This is a genomic window from Aquiflexum balticum DSM 16537 (assembly GCF_900176595.1).
Classification (GTDB): Bacteria; Bacteroidota; Bacteroidia; order Cytophagales; family Cyclobacteriaceae; genus Aquiflexum; species Aquiflexum balticum.
Map to the genome: position 1 here is coordinate 2825407 of NZ_LT838813.1, position 17968 is coordinate 2843374.

Annotated in this window: 16 protein-coding genes; 2 read left to right on the forward strand and 14 right to left on the reverse strand. The window is 39.3% G+C overall.

The annotated features are described in order from the left end of the window. Nucleotides 1–71: 71 nt before the first annotated feature. Nucleotides 72–479 carry a response regulator gene (locus tag B9A52_RS12055; protein ID WP_172805204.1) on the reverse strand — a complete coding sequence of 136 codons (408 nt, stop codon included), beginning with the start codon at nucleotides 477–479 and terminating at the stop codon, nucleotides 72–74. A 567-nt stretch (nucleotides 480–1046) separates the two neighbouring features. Between B9A52_RS12055 and B9A52_RS12060 the strand changes: the two genes are divergently transcribed. Further along, the gene (locus B9A52_RS12060; RefSeq protein ID WP_197687286.1) at nucleotides 1047–2858 is read left to right on the forward strand and encodes an SLC13 family permease; all 1812 of its coding nucleotides are present in this window, start codon (nucleotides 1047–1049) and stop codon (nucleotides 2856–2858) included. On the opposite strand, the gene B9A52_RS12065 is transcribed toward B9A52_RS12060, so the two are convergent. From B9A52_RS12065 to B9A52_RS12125, 13 genes are all read right to left on the reverse strand, one after another. After that, nucleotides 2847–4451, reverse strand: a complete 1605-nt coding sequence (locus tag B9A52_RS12065; protein ID WP_231955593.1) for a PQQ-dependent sugar dehydrogenase — start codon at nucleotides 4449–4451, stop codon at nucleotides 2847–2849. The two genes, B9A52_RS12060 and B9A52_RS12065, sit on opposite strands and share 12 nt — an antisense overlap. A gap of 64 nt (nucleotides 4452–4515) precedes the next feature. Further along, nucleotides 4516–5199 carry a hypothetical protein gene (locus B9A52_RS12070; RefSeq protein ID WP_084120706.1) on the reverse strand — a complete coding sequence of 228 codons (684 nt, stop codon included), beginning with the start codon at nucleotides 5197–5199 and terminating at the stop codon, nucleotides 4516–4518. A gap of 21 nt (nucleotides 5200–5220) precedes the next feature. After that, nucleotides 5221–5748 carry a DUF6265 family protein gene (locus tag B9A52_RS12075; RefSeq protein WP_231955595.1) on the reverse strand — a complete coding sequence of 176 codons (528 nt, stop codon included), beginning with the start codon at nucleotides 5746–5748 and terminating at the stop codon, nucleotides 5221–5223. A 116-nt stretch (nucleotides 5749–5864) separates the two neighbouring features. Further along, nucleotides 5865–6413 (reverse strand): DUF5655 domain-containing protein, encoded by a 549-nt coding sequence (locus tag B9A52_RS12080; RefSeq protein WP_084120707.1) that lies wholly within the window; start codon nucleotides 6411–6413, stop codon nucleotides 5865–5867. A 5-nt stretch (nucleotides 6414–6418) separates the two neighbouring features. Beyond that, on the reverse strand, nucleotides 6419–6895 hold the full coding sequence (locus B9A52_RS12085) for a DUF4199 domain-containing protein (protein ID WP_084120708.1): 477 nt from the start codon (nucleotides 6893–6895) through the stop codon (nucleotides 6419–6421). Between the two features lie 10 nt (nucleotides 6896–6905). Continuing rightward, nucleotides 6906–7337 carry a VOC family protein gene (locus B9A52_RS12090; RefSeq protein WP_084120709.1) on the reverse strand — a complete coding sequence of 144 codons (432 nt, stop codon included), beginning with the start codon at nucleotides 7335–7337 and terminating at the stop codon, nucleotides 6906–6908. Nucleotides 7338–7702: 365 nt separating this feature from the next. Next, nucleotides 7703–8395 carry an HAD family hydrolase gene (locus B9A52_RS12095; RefSeq protein WP_084123491.1) on the reverse strand — a complete coding sequence of 231 codons (693 nt, stop codon included), beginning with the start codon at nucleotides 8393–8395 and terminating at the stop codon, nucleotides 7703–7705. 4 nt (nucleotides 8396–8399) lie between these two features. Further along, the gene (locus B9A52_RS12100) at nucleotides 8400–9479 is read right to left on the reverse strand and encodes an MBL fold metallo-hydrolase (protein ID WP_084120710.1); all 1080 of its coding nucleotides are present in this window, start codon (nucleotides 9477–9479) and stop codon (nucleotides 8400–8402) included. Nucleotides 9480–9515: 36 nt separating this feature from the next. Next, a complete protein-coding gene (locus B9A52_RS12105; RefSeq protein WP_317045540.1) occupies nucleotides 9516–9731 on the reverse strand; it encodes an acyl carrier protein in 216 nt (71 codons plus the stop codon). Between the two features lie 567 nt (nucleotides 9732–10298). Next, nucleotides 10299–13340: an efflux RND transporter permease subunit gene (locus B9A52_RS12110; protein ID WP_084120711.1), complete on the reverse strand. Its 3042-nt coding sequence runs from the start codon at nucleotides 13338–13340 to the stop codon at nucleotides 10299–10301. A 2-nt stretch (nucleotides 13341–13342) separates the two neighbouring features. Next, nucleotides 13343–14398 (reverse strand): efflux RND transporter periplasmic adaptor subunit, encoded by a 1056-nt coding sequence (locus B9A52_RS12115; protein WP_084120712.1) that lies wholly within the window; start codon nucleotides 14396–14398, stop codon nucleotides 13343–13345. Between the two features lie 6 nt (nucleotides 14399–14404). Then, on the reverse strand, nucleotides 14405–15760 hold the full coding sequence (locus tag B9A52_RS12120) for a TolC family protein (protein ID WP_084120713.1): 1356 nt from the start codon (nucleotides 15758–15760) through the stop codon (nucleotides 14405–14407). 53 nt (nucleotides 15761–15813) lie between these two features. Next, nucleotides 15814–16431, reverse strand: coding sequence for a TetR/AcrR family transcriptional regulator (locus B9A52_RS12125; protein WP_084120714.1), 618 nt, complete (start codon nucleotides 16429–16431; stop codon nucleotides 15814–15816). A 287-nt stretch (nucleotides 16432–16718) separates the two neighbouring features. On the opposite strand from B9A52_RS12125, the gene B9A52_RS12130 reads away from it, so the two are divergent. Further along, nucleotides 16719–17837 (forward strand): Gfo/Idh/MocA family protein, encoded by a 1119-nt coding sequence (locus B9A52_RS12130; RefSeq protein ID WP_084120715.1) that lies wholly within the window; start codon nucleotides 16719–16721, stop codon nucleotides 17835–17837. The last annotated feature ends 131 nt before the right edge of the window (nucleotides 17838–17968 follow it).

Sequence of the window (17968 nt, forward strand, 5' to 3'; positions counted from 1 at the left end):
ATGAAAGAGGGGAAGATCAAAAAATGAAGGCTTGAGAAAGGTTCTCCAATCGGTGAAAAGGCCAAGAAAGGTTATCCGTAAATCAGATTTTTTAATCTGTCGACTGAAAGTGGTTTGATGATATATTCTTCTATTTCAGGAATTAGTTTGATGGGTTCAATATCATCAGGATGAATGGAACTACTAACCATTACAATTCTGAATTTATTTTTTGTTTTTTTATCAAATTTTCTGAATTGCTGCATAAAATGCCATCCATTTGTCCCCGGCATGTGCAGGTCCAATAATACCAAATCTTTTAAACCTCTTTTCTTTTTGACTTGAGGTTCGGTCAAATGGGACTGAATATAATTCATGGCCTTGGAACCATCTTGAAGCAATACAACCTCTCCATTATAACCAATATGGTCTATCAGTCTTTTATGGACCTGACTTGTTACCGCATCGTCGTCGACAAGTATAATTTTATCCCATTGCATAAGACAATTCATTTATGGGTAATTAATAAGCACTATTCAGGGTGATTTAACTTTACAATAAGTTAAATGTTTTTTAAATGTAACAAATTACTTTTTAAAAATTATACATTTTAAATTGACTTTTTTTAATAGAAACAATAAAATACTTATAATTCACTGAAAATCATACAAATAAATTATAGCTGTTAAACAATAAAAATATGCTATAAAGGAAGTTTTGGCTGTTTTTTGGAATTTTATTCTTGTTTTTATCTTATTTTCAAATGGATAATTTGAATAGTTCCTAGAAAACATGTGTATTCTTAGTTATAAGGTAATTATGGGAAAACTTTAAATCTTCAGTTTTCACTTTGCTCTGAAATCATTGATTTGTTTTTCAATTTGGAATAAGTCTTTACCTTTAAAGCTGATTTTGATTTCCTTTATAATTTCTCCCTCATTAGTATGTTTTTGATTATGTCGGCTTTAGCCGTAAGCCTCCAATTTCTTAGACTTCATTTCGGCCTTCTTATTTTAGGGTTTTTCCAAAACTTACCAGATTCAGGATTCAATCTTAAATTGATATGGGTGCTGGCTTTACTGGCTACGGCGATTGCTATGTTTATCAAAAACAAACCTCGCATGGATGCTGTAGGAATGATAATGATTGCAGCTTTGCCCTTTACAGGTATCATCACTGTAGAAGAGACATTGGTAGGTTTCAGTGACCCGAATATCGTATTGATTGCTGTATTGTTTGTACTAGGGGAGGGTTTGGTTAGGACAGGTGTGGCCAGAGATCTTGGTGATTGGATCAATGTTAAGGCAGGCGGAAACGAAACCAAATTATTGGTCTTATTGATGGTTGCAGTAGCAGGATTGGGTTCGGTTATGAGTTCTACTGCGATTGTGGCCATTTTTATTCCTGTTGTATTCAGAATCTGCAACAATACGGGTATTTCTCCAAGTCATTTGATGATGCCTATGAGTTTTGCTGCTTTGATCAGCGGGATGATGACTTTGATATCGACTGCACCCAATTTGGTGGTCAATTCAGAATTGATGCGGCAGGGAGAAGGGGGATTTGATTTTTTCACCATTACCCCTTTTGGATTGGCTATTTTGATCATGGGAGTTCTTTATATGTTGGTGGCCCGAAAATGGCTCCCTGACAATTCTGATTTGACAGGTAAAAAAAGAAGAAAACCTACTTTCAAAGACCTGATCTCCAAGTACAATTTGGAAAAAAGAGAGTATCGCGTTAAGATTTTGGAGGATTCTCCCTTATTAGGGTTGCAGATCAATGAACTTGATTTTGGGAAAAACGGTATCAACTTGCTAGCTGTTGAAAGAAAAGAGGGCTCAAAGACTGTTTTTAATCGTCCGACCAAGCAAATGGATTTTAAGACCGGTGACATCATGTTGTTGGATTCAGGTACATCTGAAGTAAAAATCAATGAGTTGGCTTTGAAATATGGTGTAGAACCAATAAAGTTATCGGGAGGAAAGGGATATCTCACTTCGATTTCCCAGGAACTTGGAATGACCGAAGCGATTCTGCCTGCTGAATCATCTTGGGTCGGTAAATCCGTTATCAATGCAAGAATCCGTACAGATACGGGGTTGACTGTCATTGGGATTTGGAGAGGGGACAGGCCAATTACCGAAGACTTACTGGATATAGAACTGAAAGTTGGAGATACAATATTATTTGCAGGATTCTGGGACGATATCAAAAGGATGTTTCAGGATTCTGATGATATCATATTATTGAATATGCCCACAGAGTTTGAGGAAGTGCTACCGGCTGCCGGCAAAGGTACCCATGCGCTGATAATTTTGGGATTGGTTGTAGGGTTGATGGTAACTGGATTGCTGCCTAATGTTCACGCGGTGATTTTGGGTTGCTTGCTGATGGGTGTTTTTGGTATAGTGGACATGAACAGCGCCTATAATTCCATTAGTTGGAAAAGTTTGGTTTTGATCGTGGGGATGATGCCTTTTTCGATCGCCTTACAAAGAACAGGTGGGGTGGAAATGGCATCGGATGCCCTTTTGGTTTTGGTAGGAGACAGTGCGCCAAGAGTAGCAATAGGAGCATTGTTTTTCATCACTGCAATTTTGGGACTGTTTATTTCCAATACTGCTACGGCTGTTCTGATGGCCCCAATTGCTGTAGCCATGGCTTATGAACTTGGACTTTCTCCCTATCCATTTGCTATGGCGGTAATATTGGCTGCCTCTTCTGCATTTATGACCCCTGTTTCATCTCCTGTCAATACCTTGGTGGTAGCTCCGGGCAATTACAAATTTGGTGATTTTATAAAAGTGGGGGTGCCTTTTACGGTGATGGTGATGATCTTGGCAATCTTTTTGATTCCTTTGATATTACCTTTTTAAGCCTTTCCTTTCTTCATAGACCTCTCCCGCGATGACAGCACCGGATTTGTTCCCAAATTCATTTCTAATGAATGTAAGTAAATCTGCTATTTCTTGATCTGAGAGGTGGTTATAAGCAGGCATCTCCTGATTGTAGGTGGCACCATTGACTTCAATTTCTCCGGACAGACCTAAAAGCATGATTCGGATCAGCCGCCCTTTATCTCCGGTCACCCAATCTGTTTGGGAAAGGGGAGGAATTAAATCCTGAGAGCCTTCAGCATCCGGTCCATGGCAGGTAAGACAATGTTGTGTATAGAGTTGGGCTCCGGCATCGAATTCTTTGGGCACCTCATAAGACCAGTTTTCATCCAGTAATTCAATAGGTTCCAATTCCTTCTTGAAAATCTGCTTCGAAGGATCAATCATCACATTTTTACTCATTTTACGTATCCTTAAAATCCGGTCCGGTCCCTCGGGCAAACCATCATATAACCAAGGTTGGAATCGGGGATGCCAATCTCTGTTACTCGTACTTAAAAATATATCGCCTGATGGTGAAACACTGATATCACGGATTCTGCCAAAATGCTTTTGGAGAAAAATATCTTTCTCGACTATTTTGGTTCCTTCATTATTCAAATGTAAAACCCTTAAAGAACGTCCTTTCATAGTGGCCAGCAAAAGACTGTTTTCCCATTCGGGGATGTTTTTATTTCCAAAATAAGCCAATCCTGCGGCAGCAAGTGTGGGTGTCCACGCTGCCAAAGGTTCTATCACATCCACTTTTCCTGCGTGAGCAGTCTCTTTTTCATTGTCAACAAAACCCTGCACATCCGGCCATCCGTAATTCCCCCCTTTGACCAAAAGGTTGACTTCGTCATCATTTGCAGGCCCGTGGTCCGACCCGTACAATTGATCCTGTTTTCCAAATACCAATCCTTGGGTATTCCGCAATCCCATTGCCCATACCGGATTGTTAGGAAACGGATTGTCCCTTGGAATACTTCCATCCAGGTTTATTCTTAAAATTTTTCCACCCAGAAAATCTTTGTCTTGTGTCAGGTTTACTTTTCCAATATCTCCTAGGGAAAAAAGCAGGGTATTATCCTTGGCAATTACAATTCTAGAACCATTGTGATAAGTTGCACCTGGGAGACTATCGAGTAGGATTTTTGGATTGATCAGTGTGTCCCCCTTGAAATCGTACCTGACCAATCTTGACCTGATTTCTTCCTCTTGGCCCTGTTTGGGAACAGCAAAGGTATAATGCAGGAAAATTAAGGGTTCTTTTGGGTGAACAGTCATTCCCAAAAGACCATAGGATTTTTTGGCTATCAAATCGGGAATCTGAAAGATGTCTTTTTTCTCTCCGGATTTTATATCCAACCTATGGAGCGAACCGCTGACTTGTGTAAACCACAATTCCCCCTCTCTTACTGCCTCCAAATCCCAAGGTACTTCAAGATCCGTTACCATTTCGGAGATTTCCAATACGGAATCATCCAATTGGATATAGCCGATTACGGGATAGTATGATTCCTTTTCAGATGATTTTTCCCCACAAGAGATATAAAGGAGGAAGACCAGGAAAATCAATAGTTTGGATTTCATTCGGCTAACATTTTGATCATCTAAGATAATCACTTCTTTGGATAGTCAACAAAAGAGGGAATTATCAATCACTGAAAATAAAAAATCCAAAGCCCCCAGGATCCCTGATGATGATATTGTCGACCAATCTATTATTGTTGAAATGAGTGATTTCTTCTGCAATGGGTATATTTAATTTTCTGATTTTTTCTATGACTTTAATATTTCCAGCACCATTGAAATAAGTCATGGAAGGATTGAAAAAAAGATGGGGGCAGGAGAGTGGTTTCATTAAGGAAATTGTGAAGCCATGGTTTTCCAAAGAAATATAGCCATGGTCCAAAGATCCACCGGAAATTGTAAAACCCAAAGCTTCATATAACTCCTTCGACTTTTGGATGTCGGTGGTTTCCAAACTCAATCCCGCAAAATTTCCCAAAACACTGAAACTTTTGTCATCCGTCACTAATTCTGTGGGTGCGACAAATTCCATCAAATATATCCATACTCCACTTGGGTCCGATAGGAGGTAACCATTTTCCATAGCGGTGACGGCAGTAAATTCTTGGAGTTTTTGGATTTCAGGTTTCCAACTTTCCCTGAATAATTTGATACCTGCTCTGGCATAGTGATCCGGGTTAATTTCAATAAAAACTTTTCCATCAGTCAAAATCAAAGGATTTGCTGTAGCCTGCCGGAAACCCAATCTGAGATAGAAGTTTTTGCTCGATTGAAGGTCGGGAGTTGGGCTTTGCAGTAAAATGCTCATTTGGGCGGTGATTTTAAATTCTTATTGGGTTACCTTTTCGAATCTAAACTTTTCCACCCAGAATTTGTCCTTGGAGGATAAAGAAAGGCTGATGGTCAATATATTTTCCTGCCTATGATAAGTCAAACCGTCGAAATAGGCTGTATGTCCTTCGATTTTGATCAATTTAAATTCTACCCAATTATCTTTTTCTTCCCACGGGCTCAGGTCACGGTTGAAATGCTTGAGCTTAATGGCCAAACTTTCCCCTTGTTCTTCTATTACCATATATTCAGTAAATTGGATTTTGCTGTCGTTCACAAATCGGAATACTCCTGCCATGCTGTTATCAATGCCAGGCATCCAGATTTCATCACATTCGCCACCCAATCCGGTTCCTTTCCAGTACCCGGTCAGCCAGTCTATTTGTTCGAGTTTTCCGTTTCCAGGTAAATGACCATCTTCCAATTTCAAAACTTCTTGGGCATTTGTAAAGGAAAACCAGCATAGGTTGACCAGAAATATAAGTGTGAATACTTTTAAAGTCTTAAATTTGATTTTTTTTTCCATTGATGTTTATAAACCGTTTTACTATTTAGTATTCTGTGCTTTCCAAGATATCTTTCAATTTTTATAAGAGGTTGTTGAATGATTATTTCTGTCGTGACATTTACCTTAAGTTCATATTAGCCGGCATTTTCATAAGCTTTTTTCAGCCAGTCCAAAACTTCCTGGTCTATGTCTGATATTTCTGTCAAATTGATCTTGTGGGTACACATGGCATTTCCGCTTGCCAACAATTTTCCCGCAGGTTCTTGACTTTTCAGATTGATTCCAATTTCAAAACGGGTTTTGGTGATGGGGTGGAGTAGGGCAAATTGCTTTTTTCTTCTCAGGCTTACATTGGCATTTTTAGGTGCGATTTCGATGTCATTTCCAAATTTTGAGATTTCAATGATCAAATGATCATAGATAGGTCTGAAATGTTCCTTGCCTTTGTATTGGTTATCGATCAGTTCATTTTTGTCCTCTGCAGACCCGGCATCTGTGGCCAGGGTTTTCAATGCGATCAAATTGGCAAAACCATGGCTAAGCCCCTCTTCCTCCTTTAGAAATTTCATGATCTGACCATGTTTTCCAAGGGATTTGTTTTTGACTATGGTAATCCATTTGTCTAAAGATTTTCCTGTGTTTTTATGGAGATTATCCAACATGGTTTGTGTTGCTTTGTCCATGATTTTTATTTTTTTCTTGTGAAAAAGGCTACTACGATACTAGTCAGCAAACCCATTACAGGTGCTCCGACCAATCCTTGAAAGATATAGCTTTTCAGGTTGAAATACTCCTCAGCCCCACTTTGGGTCATTTTGCCTTCAGAAACAGCATAATCAATGGCGTTTTCAAAATAATGGGGGGTAATGACCAAGGATGTAATCACCTGAGTCAATGGACTGAGGATTGTAACAATCAAAGTGATGATTAACCCACATGCAAGTCCTTGGACATAGGTCATTTTACCTTCATAGAAATTGTCTCTTTTATCCAAAAGAGCCAAAACGTAAATGGCTACGGCAGGGATGGCAACAAAATTGGTGAAAATCGGATGTTTTGCTATATAGGTGTCATGCAAGCCAAATAGCCTTTCCAACAACATCCAAACCAACATCATCAAAGCAAATATGATTGCCCATTTGATTTCGATTTTTAACTTTTTCATGATGGGGAATTTATTGGGTGCTAGTATCAAAACTGATCATCCAATTTACGCCAAACTTATCTTCCAGCATTCCAAAGTATGAACCCCAAAAAGTATCTTCCATTGGCATGTTTATTTTGCCACCATCTGATAAAGCTGAAAATTTGCCATCGGCCTCTGCTTTGGAATCTGTATTGACATAGATTGAAAAATTGTTGCCGAAAGTAACATTAGGATAATTGGATCCGGTATCACTGCCCATAAGCATGGTTTCTTTGCTGATAGACAGGGTAACATGCATGATCATATCCTTATCACTGTCCGCTAAAGGGTAATTTCCCTGTGTCTGCATTTCCCCGAAGGTCGCCATGAAGTCAAACTCCCCGCCGAATACAGATTGATAAAAGGCAAATGCTTCCCTGCAATTGCCATTGAAATTAAGGTAAATGTTAGTAGTGGTCATAGTGCTGTGGGTTTGGGTTAACAACTGAAAGCTTCAAGCTTTAGCTTAAAGTTAGCCAATATTTGAAAGAAAAAATATTTCAAAAGCCAAAATCAATAGAAACTTTCAATTGATTTTCCCAAGCTTAACTTAAAGCGGGACTTGATTTTTCTTTCCCCATAGCTACCTGTTTAAATTTAAAAATAATTTGATAAATGACCGGTAAATGAGCCCTACCCTGTTTCCCAATCCCAATTCGGTTGGTTTTTCCTCCTAAGACTTGCTAAAAAACAGAATGAGGCCTTTCAGTTAATTTTGCCTGAATCGGTCCTATTCATCAGGATGGTCTGAAAACAGGTCTTTCGTGATTTCAAAGCACTAAGAATTTATTTGACAAGCAACTCATAAATATCTCCCAAATTCTTTACCTGATAAAAATTCGGATGAACGATGGTGTGGCTTACTTCCTCATGAATCCAAGTAATGTGGTAGGGGACATGAATAGCGGTTCCGCCCATTTCCAAAACAGGTAAAATATCAGATTTCAGGGAATTTCCTATCATCATAAAATTCTCAGGAAGGCAGTCAAGGTGTTTGAGAAGTTTTTGGAAATCACTGACTTTTTTGTCGCTCATGATCTCTATGTGATGGAAATGTTTCTCCAAGCCTGATTTGATTAGTTTTCTTTCTTGGTCCATCAAATCACCCTTGGTGGCTAAAACCAGTTTATAATCTCCATTAAGTTTTTTAAGCAGATCTTCGACTCCCTCCAATAGTTCAATAGGTTTTTGAAGCATTTCTTGTCCAATTTGAATAGCCTTTTCTACCAATTTTATATCAGCAGTGTTTTCAGAAACTCTCAAAATAGTTTCAATCATGCTTAGCATGAAACCCTTTATCCCGTAACCATATAGGGGAAGGTTTTTGATCTCTGTTTTAAAAAGTTCCTGATCGACAGTATGGTGAGGAATGAAATCCTCTAATAATCCGCAGAATTTTTCCTCTGCTTCCCTGAAATAAGGTTCATTAACCCATAAAGTATCATCTGCGTCGAAAGCTATTACTTTAATGTTTTTCATGATTTCATTCATTTTTCAATAGGTTCCGACCCAAAATCGGTTCCACCAATTCTCCATGGATTTTTGCACGGTTCTGAACCAAAATATCCCAGGGTTCCATTCTTGGTTCATCGGAAAGATTAAAAGTCCCAAAATGCATGGGGATAAAAAATTTCCCCTCCAAGGTATTGAAAGCATCAATGGCATCTGTTGGACTGATATGGGCCTGATGCATAAACCATTCAGGTTTGAAAGCGCCCACACCCATAAGGCAATAATCAGGAGTACCCAAGGTGCTTTTGATATCTTCAAAGTGAGGTCCCTGTCCGCTGTCCCCCATAAAGTAAATGGAATAATCATTTGTTTGAATATAAAAACCGCCCCAAAGGCTTTTATTGTCATCCCATAACCATCTTCTGGACCAGTGTCTAGTCGGAACGTAGGTAATCTGAAGGCCACTATCCAAAACCGAATACTGCTGGTACCAACCAGCTTCCTGAATAAAATGTCCATTGGTCCAGGAAGAAACCACCTCTTCTAATCCCAGTCCCGTCAATATTTTGAGCTTGGGATTAATCTCAGCCAAGTATTTTAAGGTTTGTTTGTCACAATGATCCCTATGGTTATGCGAAAGTAGGATATAATCCAATTCAGGGAGTTTTTCAATTGGGAACGGCAATTCACTTTCCCTTTTTAAGAAAGTATTGTCAAACAATAGCGGGTCTGTCAAAAAAGTTTTACCGTTGATTTGCATCAGGTAACTGGCATGACCCAACCAAATCAGGTAGTCATCACCAGTTGAAAGCAGCGTGGAATCAAAGTCCACCAATAACTTTCGTGTTTCAGCCTTTTTTTCTTCCTTTTGGGGATTCTTACTGGTCTGCCATTTCAGTAAATCTCCGAAACTGGATTCAAATGGATAGTATAGATTGGTGAATCTGCCATTACCATCCAGGGGATTTCCCTTCCAATCATCATTTGGAGAAATGGTGAGAAGACTGGGATTTGATGTAAACCCGTTTACCATAGACTTATTTTTGTCATACATTAGATAGACCGCAAAAAGAGGAATCAAAAAGGCCCAAATGAAATTGTTTTTGCGCATATCAGTATTTCCTAACCTCTTTCAAGAAGTGAAAGATTATGCAGAAAGCAAATGTTCAATCAGTTCGGATGGGGTTTCAATTTTCGAAACTTTTTCGTCTTCCAATTCCCGTTTCAGTTCATATTCCAATTCGAATATCAGACCGTCTACAAACATTTTGTCCATTTGAAGCTCTCGGTAAAAGTTTGCTGATTTTCTTTTACCAGTTAAAGGGATGCCATAGGTTTTAAATACACTGATGGCTTTTTTCATGTTGGTAATTGTTTTCATTTTATTGTGAAGATAGGTGAGAAATAAGATTTGAGCTCTCCGGAAAGGTACGGGTGTGATGAATTTTCCACCGATAAGGATGAAACCCAAAAGGTGAAATATCTTGTACTATGTTCCGGATGGGGACTCAAGGTTTGGGTGAAATTTTATTTTTGAAGTTTGATTGAATAAAGTGTTTGCAATCTTTATTAAAGGTTTTTGAGATTTAAGTTTTAAATAGAACGTTGATTATAGTGGTTTGTTAGATAATGTTTAAATAATTATGATTTTTTAAGGAATTAGGTAAATTTTTATCAGTCCTATTTTAAATAGGAGGGTCTTAAATCATTTTTACTAATTCAGCACTTTCATTTTTTATTTACTTCTAGTTCAGACATCTTAAATCGGTCGTACCTAATGTACTTTTGGGGACGTGACATCCATAGGGTCCCGGCAATAAATTGCCGGGCTATTATATTGTTCATGCCGTGCCTTCGGCAGGAAATCCTACGGGATTAATCATTTCGCACTGACCGTACTTTGTACTTTATACTTTGTACTTCCTTCCAATTACCCAATCCTTGGTGGCAATAACTTATAAACCACAGGAGTCACAATTCTGGACAGGACAGTAGAACTGATCAATCCACCAATAAGTACAATCGCCAAAGGAGAAATCAACGGATTGGTGGACCATGCGATGGGCATCAAACCACCGATTGCGGTCAGGGTAGTCAATACGATCGGAAGGAACCGAATTTCTCCCGCTTCCCGTATTGCAATATCCAATGATTTACCTTCTTTCCTGAGTTGATTGGTGAAATCAACCAGTAAGATGGAGTTCTTTACTTCTATACCTGCCAAGGCAATCAATCCAATGATGGCCACAAAGGACAAAGAGTTGCCAGTAAGCCATAATGCTGTCAATGCCCCTACCATTCCCAAAGGAATGACAGATAGAACAATGATTGTACTCTTGAAGGTTTTGAACAGTAAAATCAATACCGCAACAAACAGGAATACTGTCACTATGATTACATTTTGAAAACCCCCAAACGATTCCTCCCTTGTTTCTGCTTCTCCTGCCATTTTGAAATTATAACCATTGGGAAATTCGAGCCCTTTGATTTTACTTTCCACATCCTTGATGACACGTTCGGCCAAATAGCCCTCCTGTACAAAAGCCGTGACGGAAACTGTTCTGTTTTTGTTGTAGTGATCTATAAATAATGGTGAACTTTCTAATTCCAGGTCCGCAATCTGACGGATTGGGATAGCTGCGCCTTGGCTGTTGTTGATAAATAGGCGGTCAAAATTCACCAAAGAAGCCCTTTCGTCTTTTGGACTCGTGACGATGATTTCTTTTTTGTTGCCATTGGCATCGGAATAAGATCCCATCTTTAATCCTGCAATTGCCATCCGCACTGATCGGTCAATATCTACAATATTTACACCCAGAGCCCGTGCTTTGTCCTTTTGAATGGCTACTTTGATATCAGTTTTTAGGTTGCTTACCGGGTTGTTGGTATAAATTGTCCCCGGGGTTTCATTGATCAGTTTCTCAACTTTGGCGGCAATCGATCTCAGACTGTCCAGATTATCTCCCGAAATGCGGACTTCAACAGGGGCAGTGACCGGAGGACCTTGTTCAAAATTTTTGATTTCGATTTTGGCGCCGACATAATTGCTGAATTGGTTTCTGAGATTTTCGGTAATCCTTATTTTTTCCTTTGCTGAAGTTTTTGGCTCTAATTGAACAAATATTTGGGCAAAGTCAGTCCGCTCATTTTCGGGAATGACATTGTAATAGATCCTAGGATTTCCCTTGCCGACATTGGTTGAAAAGAAATCTATTTCAGGGGTTTCTTTCAGGGAAGCTTCAACTTTTCTGGCAATCGTATCTGTTTCAGATATTTTTGTCTGTATTGGGGTGATGATGTTCACCAAAAACTGTGGCTTTTCAGAGGCAGGAAAAAGGCTGAATCCAATGATCGGGAAAAATGCCATGGAAGACACGAATATCACCAATGCTATCACTAAAGTCTGCACAGGCCTTTTCAGTGAACGCTCCAGGAGAGGTGCATAGCTTTTAGAGATGGTATTTTGTAAAACCCTCAGGAAAAGGTTCCCCTGATGTCCTTTCCTGTGCTCTTTGAGCAATCTGCTTGAAAGAAAGGGTATGATGGTAAGGGAAACTAACATCGATGCAAGAACACTCATAATGACTGCTACCGGAAGGCTTCTGATAAAATCGCCGGATCCTTCGGGAAGGAAGACCAAAGGCATAAATGCGATAATCAGGGTAATGGTACAACCTACTACGGACAAACCGATTTGTTTTGTACCCAAAAGTGTGGCTTCCATTCGGGAATGGCCTTCCCGTATCCAACGCTCAATATTCTCAACCACCACGATACTGTCATCGACCAAAAGCCCCAATGCCACCACGAGTCCAACTATACTGAGCTGATTCAGACTGTACCCCAATAAATTGAGTAGTATCAATCCTATGGCCAAGGATAGAGGAATGGAAATCATCACAATTGCAGCGGCCCTTCCTCCAAGAGGCAATAAGGTGATGGACACCAATAGGATCGCAAGCATAAAATCAAAACCCAAACCTCCCAATCTACGGTTGACAAACTCCGCCTGATCAAAGGCCAAAACCAGATCTATATTGGGTGGAAGATCGGATTTGAAATTTTCTATCACAGGAAGGTACTTTTCCTGTACTTGGGTGATATTGCTCCCCTCTTTTAATGCCGCTGTTATAAAAATATTCCTATACCCATTCAGTCGCGTAATATGTTTGCCCTCTTCAAAATCCATATGGACATTGGCAATGTCTTTGAGTGAAATGCTTTTTCCATTGGCCGAATAGACCAATGTTTTGGCTACCTCATCCAGGTCATCATAGTTCCCGCTTGTTTTGACGTTGAAAGCCTTAGATCCTGCCTCGATGCTGCCACCGGGAATATTCCCTATCTCACTTTGAATACTGCCCAAAACAGCTTGTAAGGGAATCCCCATTTGTGACATTTTATCCAATTGTAGGTCGATACGGACGATTTCATCAGGGAGACCGTGTATTTCCACTTCTTTCAGTTCAGGAATCCTTTCAAGTTCTTTTTGCAGTCTTTCTCCATATTTTTTTAAAGATTCTCGTGAACTGTTTTCGCTGATCAGACCGATTTGGAGAATATTTACTCCCGAAGGAGTTACTTTGTTGATCTCGATGCTCAGGATATCCTGGGGAAGTTCATCCCTCATGCTGTTGATTTCCCTAACCAACTCCTGATACTTATCATTTACATTGCTTTCGTATTTGTAATCCACATCAAGCACGGCAACTCCATCGCTGATTTTTGTTTTGATTCGTTTGATATCCTCCAAAGCATAAATCCTATTTTCCAAAGGATCAACAATCAATTCTTCCATGTCTTCGGGGCTTGTCCCCGGATAAATGATCACAACAGGAAACTGCGGAGCATTTGTCGCCGGATCTTCACTTCTAGGCATATTGAAGAAAGTGGTGACACCCAAGGCGATGGTCATCAGGAAAATCACCAATGTGAATTGGTAGTTTTTAACTGCGAAATTTGAGATGCGCATAATCAGTCTTGGATTGAGATGGAAGATCGGTCACTGAGGTAGGCACTCCCGGAAACAATCAAATGCTGATATCCTTCCAATCCTTCGAGGATTTGAACTTTGTCTGCATAGATTCTACCCAAATTCACCGTTATTTTTTCAGCAGTTTCTTTGTCTTTTGTGACAAAGACAAAACCCTTCCCTCCATTGGCATCTAAAATAGCTTCGTAGGGAACAAACCAAGTGGGTTGTTCCTGACTGGCATGTATAATGGCTGCGCCAAACATACCACTAGCCAGGTATTCGGGTGCAGCTTCGTCAAACTCAATTTCTACCTGGTAGGTGCCTGTCATGGCATCAGCAATTTTGGATTTTCTTTTGACCCGGCCATTGTAAAGATTGTTGGGTTGAACTGGTGTGGATATTTCAACTACATCTCCCTCCCGAACAGATGCCCAATCCCTGTCACTCAACGCAACTTTTAATTTCCAGCTGCCTTTACCGGTTCCGTTGGTCTGCAGGACTGGAAAACCGGGTGAAATCTGTTGACCGGCATTGGCATACTTTTTAAGTACATAGCCATTGCTGACAGCCCGGATCTGGGAAAAATTCTTGTTGAATTTGGCCGCTTCGAGATTTTGTGTAGCTATATCCAAAGCGGTTTTTCCGTTTTGTGATTGTTCCAAAGTGGCTACGGAATCTGCGAAGAGTCGCTGAACCCTTTCGTAATCCCTTAAGGCTTTTTCATAAGCCAATTGTGTCTGCGCTACTCCGGTATTGATTTCTGTTAAGTCCAGGGTGGCCAGTAATTGCCCTTTTTGGATGTAGTCTCCTTCTGATACCAATACCTGACTAATGATTCCCCCTGTTTTGAAGGAGAGCATTGTTTCATCGTCAGTAGTGAATTGGCCTGTTCCCTGAATATCTATTTTGTTTTCAGATAATTCTATAGGCCTGATTTTGACGGGGATTGTTCCTTGGGGAATGATTTTGTTGCTTGCTTTTCCATCCGTCCCGCAGGCATTCAATACCAATATGACGGGAATAAGAAGTAGGAGGGTTGGGATAAAACGTTTCATAATTTTTTATTTCAATGTTTCTAATTCTCTTTCTAATTGGGCTACTGTACTCAGCAGGCCATAATTGGCAATGGTTACTTTGAGCTCCGATAAGGTAAACTGGTTTCTTGCGTCAATAAATTCTATCAAAGAATTGGTACCTTCTTTGTACCCTTTGTCTATGAGTCGGAGGTATGCAGATGCCGATTTAAAGTTGCTTTCAGCTGATTTTTTGACAGCATCGGCCGCTCTTATGTTGTTTTTCGCAGTCCTGATGGACATATCAATCTGATGGTCCAATAACTCCGTTTGGTAAGAAATGGCATCTATTTCATTTTTGGTCCTAGTGATCTCATTCCTGTTTCTTCCGCCCTGAAAAACGGGTACAGACAAGTTCAGACCAAATAGTGCATACCGGCTTTGTTGGGAATAATCAAAATCAAAGCCCTGCATGCCAAGGTCCATAAATGTGTTCAGTCTGGGCACTGCAAAATTTCTGTTCATTTTGAGCACTGTTTCCTGAATATTTTTAGCTGTTGCGATTTTCACCAATTCTGCCCTTCCAGAATAATTGTCTTCTTGGAGTAGTCTTGAGATTTCAGCTTCCTCGATTTTTTGGATTTCAAAGGCTACAGGGATTTGAAGAGGTCTGTTGAGTAAAAAATTGACATAATAAGAAGCATTTGCCATTTTATTTTCTGCTTCAATCAATTGAGCATTTATGTTTTCAACCTCACTTTCAGCTCGAAGAACCTGTGCAGGAAGACCTTTGCCATTTGCCAAAAGAGATCGGTTGTCCTTTAAATTTTGCTCTACCAATATTTTTGATTCCTCCAAAATCTGTTTGGCAGTGTAGGCAAGACAAAATTGGTAGTAGGCCTGTTTGATGTTTTTTACAAGCTCAGCCTTGTAAATTTCAATTTCATATTCTTCAAGTTTGACTGATTGCTGTCGGATGATCTTGTTGAAATGCAAATCGGGATTGATGACAGGGTAGGTTACCCTAAACTTGGCATCATAAAAATTATTCGGCATAAACTGCTCTTCAATATTTTCCAACTGCGGAAATACCTGTCTGTCTGTCAGGGTATTCAAGGTGGAATAAACACCATTCAATAAATCTCCCAGTGGTAGAATAATTGCCCTTCCACCTCTTGCCAATGTATAATTGGCTCCGAAGTCTACTGCGGGGACGAAAAAACTTTTAGCATCTTTCAAAGCTAAAAGACTCTGATCCAGTGAGATATACTTGTCTTTGAGAACAAGATTATTTTGCAAGCCCTCAGAAATATAATCTGATAGGATTTGTTGGGCTTTCCCTTCTGATAAAATTCCAAAGAATAGGAGGAGCCAAAGGAAGATTTTTTTGTGTGTTGAATCCATATTAATTACATTGTTATTTAATTGAACAGTGTTTAAATAGTGGTCAAAAAATTTTAGAGTTTATCCAGAATTATCAAAAATGATTGATAGCTGTTTTCTACAATATTTTCGACTTCCGATATTTCAAGGATATTGACTCTTTTCCTGATTTTCAAAGAGACCATTCCATGAACTGTAGCCCAGATCATGAAGGAAAGGGCTTCAAGCCTATGACCCTGGAAATGACCGGAAAGCATACATTCTTTAACCGTTCCTCTAAGTAAATTGAAGGTTGAATCCCCATCATCCCAACGTTGATCAGCACAGGTTTCGACATGGTCAATAGGTGCTTCTATGATAAACATCAGGTCATACATATCGGTATTTTCCAGACCAAATTGGATGTAAATTCTGCCCATTGCCTTTAATCTGCTCATCGGATCCGCAACTGCCCCCAAAATTTCCATTCTTTTATACAATTCCTGAAAACCCTCTGAGTGTAGCTCGTGGAATATTTCATTTTTGTCCTTGAAATAATGGTATATTATACCTGGGCTATATTCAATCTCATCAGCAATATTACGGATAGAAGTTTTTTCAAAGCCTTTCTTAAGAAACAGCCTTTTTGCAGCTTTAAGAATACTTTCTTTAAGCTCTTCTTTCTCGCGTATTTTTCTTTCTACTAGTCCCATGGTTGGTATTGTACAGGCAAATGTAATTGAACAGTGTTTAATTAAAAATATTTTCAACAAAAAATTTTAATTTTTTTTCAATCCGATAACCATTTAGAGTTTGGTCTTAATTAATCACTTTGTTTTTTGACTCCTCTTTTAGGGTAATTATCATAATACCCATTTAATGGTTTTACCAATCAGGTAACATGAATTTCCCATTATCCTAATACATTTTGTTTCCTGCTGAAAAAAACATAATTTCCTATCAAACAAATATTTCCAAAAAAACCTAAGCCTTTAGCGTTATGAAATCAAGAAGAGACTTTATAAAGAAACTTTCTGTTGGAGCAGGAATCCTACCAATGACTTTTAGTTTCGCACCTTATCAAAAGCATCAATACATTTCTGATATACAGGATGGGCCTGTTTTGAAAGTTGCCATTATGGGATTGGGGAGTTATGGTAACAGGGTCGCTGAGGCGATGAAAGATTGCAAGCGTGCAAAAGTAACCGGAGTCATCAGCGGCACACCTTCCAAAATCAAAGACTGGCAGGCCAAGTATAATATCCCTGATAAAAACTGTTACAATTATGAAAACTTTGATGCCATCAAAAACAACCCTGATATAGATGCAGTCTACATTATTACCCCAAATGCCCTGCATCATGGTCAATGTTTGAGAGTGGCCGCTGCGGGCAAACATGTCATCTGTGAAAAACCTATGTCCATCAATGCCAAAGAGGGAAAGGAAATGGTGGATGCCTGTAAGAAAGCAGGAGTTCATTTATTGATTGGATATAGGATGCATTTTGAGGCAAACACTTTGGAGGTAATCAGATTGAGGAATGCTGGAGAATTTGGAACCGTAAAATTCTTTCAAGGCCTAAGTGGTTTTAAAATAGGTGATCCTAACCAATGGCGTTTAAATAAAGAATTGGCTGGGGGTGGTGCTATGATGGATATTGGCATCTATTCCATCAATGGTGCAAGATATATGGTAGGAGAGGAACCCATTTGGGTGACAGCACAGGAGGTCAAAACTGATCCTATAAAATTTAAAGAGGGTGTTGATGAGACGATTACTTTTCAATTGGGATTTCCAAGTGGTGTTGTAGCTTCCTGTCTATCCACCTATGCATTCAGTTATCTGGATAAATTCTTCTTGGTTGGAGAAAAAGGTTTCGCCGAAATGCAACCATCCACCGGTTATGGACCTATAAAAAGTTGGACACATAAAGGCCGATTGGATCTTCCCCACGTGACTCATCAAACCACCCAAATGGACCAAATGGCCGCCATTATTTTTGATGGTAAAAAGCCAATTGTACCTGTTGACGGGGAGGAAGGTTTGAAAGACATGAAAATTATAGATGCCATATTCCAAGCTGTCAAAAGCGGTGACAAAGTTGCATTAAAACTTTAGAGTTTTGAACCACAAAAGGGACAAAAGTTAACAAAAGGTTTTGGATCTAATCCGTCTAATTATCCATTTTTTGTCATTTCGATATAAGATTGAAATGAACAATAGTCGTAGATTATATTTATTAATTCTTT

Coding starts and splice junctions, on each gene's coding strand:
- B9A52_RS12130 (WP_084120715.1), top strand. CDS start 16,719: ATGAAATCAAGAAGAGACTTTATAAAGAAACTTTCTGTTGGAGCAGGA.
- B9A52_RS12105 (WP_317045540.1), bottom strand. CDS start 9,731: ATGAAAAAAGCCATCAGTGTATTTAAAACCTATGGCATCCCTTTAACT.
- B9A52_RS12085 (WP_084120708.1), bottom strand. CDS start 6,895: ATGAAAAAGTTAAAAATCGAAATCAAATGGGCAATCATATTTGCTTTG.
- B9A52_RS12055 (WP_172805204.1), bottom strand. CDS start 479: ATGCAATGGGATAAAATTATACTTGTCGACGACGATGCGGTAACAAGT.
- B9A52_RS12080 (WP_084120707.1), bottom strand. CDS start 6,413: ATGGACAAAGCAACACAAACCATGTTGGATAATCTCCATAAAAACACA.
- B9A52_RS12125 (WP_084120714.1), bottom strand. CDS start 16,431: ATGGGACTAGTAGAAAGAAAAATACGCGAGAAAGAAGAGCTTAAAGAA.
- B9A52_RS12065 (WP_231955593.1), bottom strand. CDS start 4,451: ATGAAATCCAAACTATTGATTTTCCTGGTCTTCCTCCTTTATATCTCT.
- B9A52_RS12090 (WP_084120709.1), bottom strand. CDS start 7,337: ATGACCACTACTAACATTTACCTTAATTTCAATGGCAATTGCAGGGAA.
- B9A52_RS12075 (WP_231955595.1), bottom strand. CDS start 5,748: ATGGAAAAAAAAATCAAATTTAAGACTTTAAAAGTATTCACACTTATA.
- B9A52_RS12100 (WP_084120710.1), bottom strand. CDS start 9,479: ATGCGCAAAAACAATTTCATTTGGGCCTTTTTGATTCCTCTTTTTGCG.
- B9A52_RS12115 (WP_084120712.1), bottom strand. CDS start 14,398: ATGAAACGTTTTATCCCAACCCTCCTACTTCTTATTCCCGTCATATTG.
- B9A52_RS12110 (WP_084120711.1), bottom strand. CDS start 13,340: ATGCGCATCTCAAATTTCGCAGTTAAAAACTACCAATTCACATTGGTG.
- B9A52_RS12070 (WP_084120706.1), bottom strand. CDS start 5,199: ATGAGCATTTTACTGCAAAGCCCAACTCCCGACCTTCAATCGAGCAAA.
- B9A52_RS12095 (WP_084123491.1), bottom strand. CDS start 8,395: ATGAAAAACATTAAAGTAATAGCTTTCGACGCAGATGATACTTTATGG.
- B9A52_RS12120 (WP_084120713.1), bottom strand. CDS start 15,760: ATGGATTCAACACACAAAAAAATCTTCCTTTGGCTCCTCCTATTCTTT.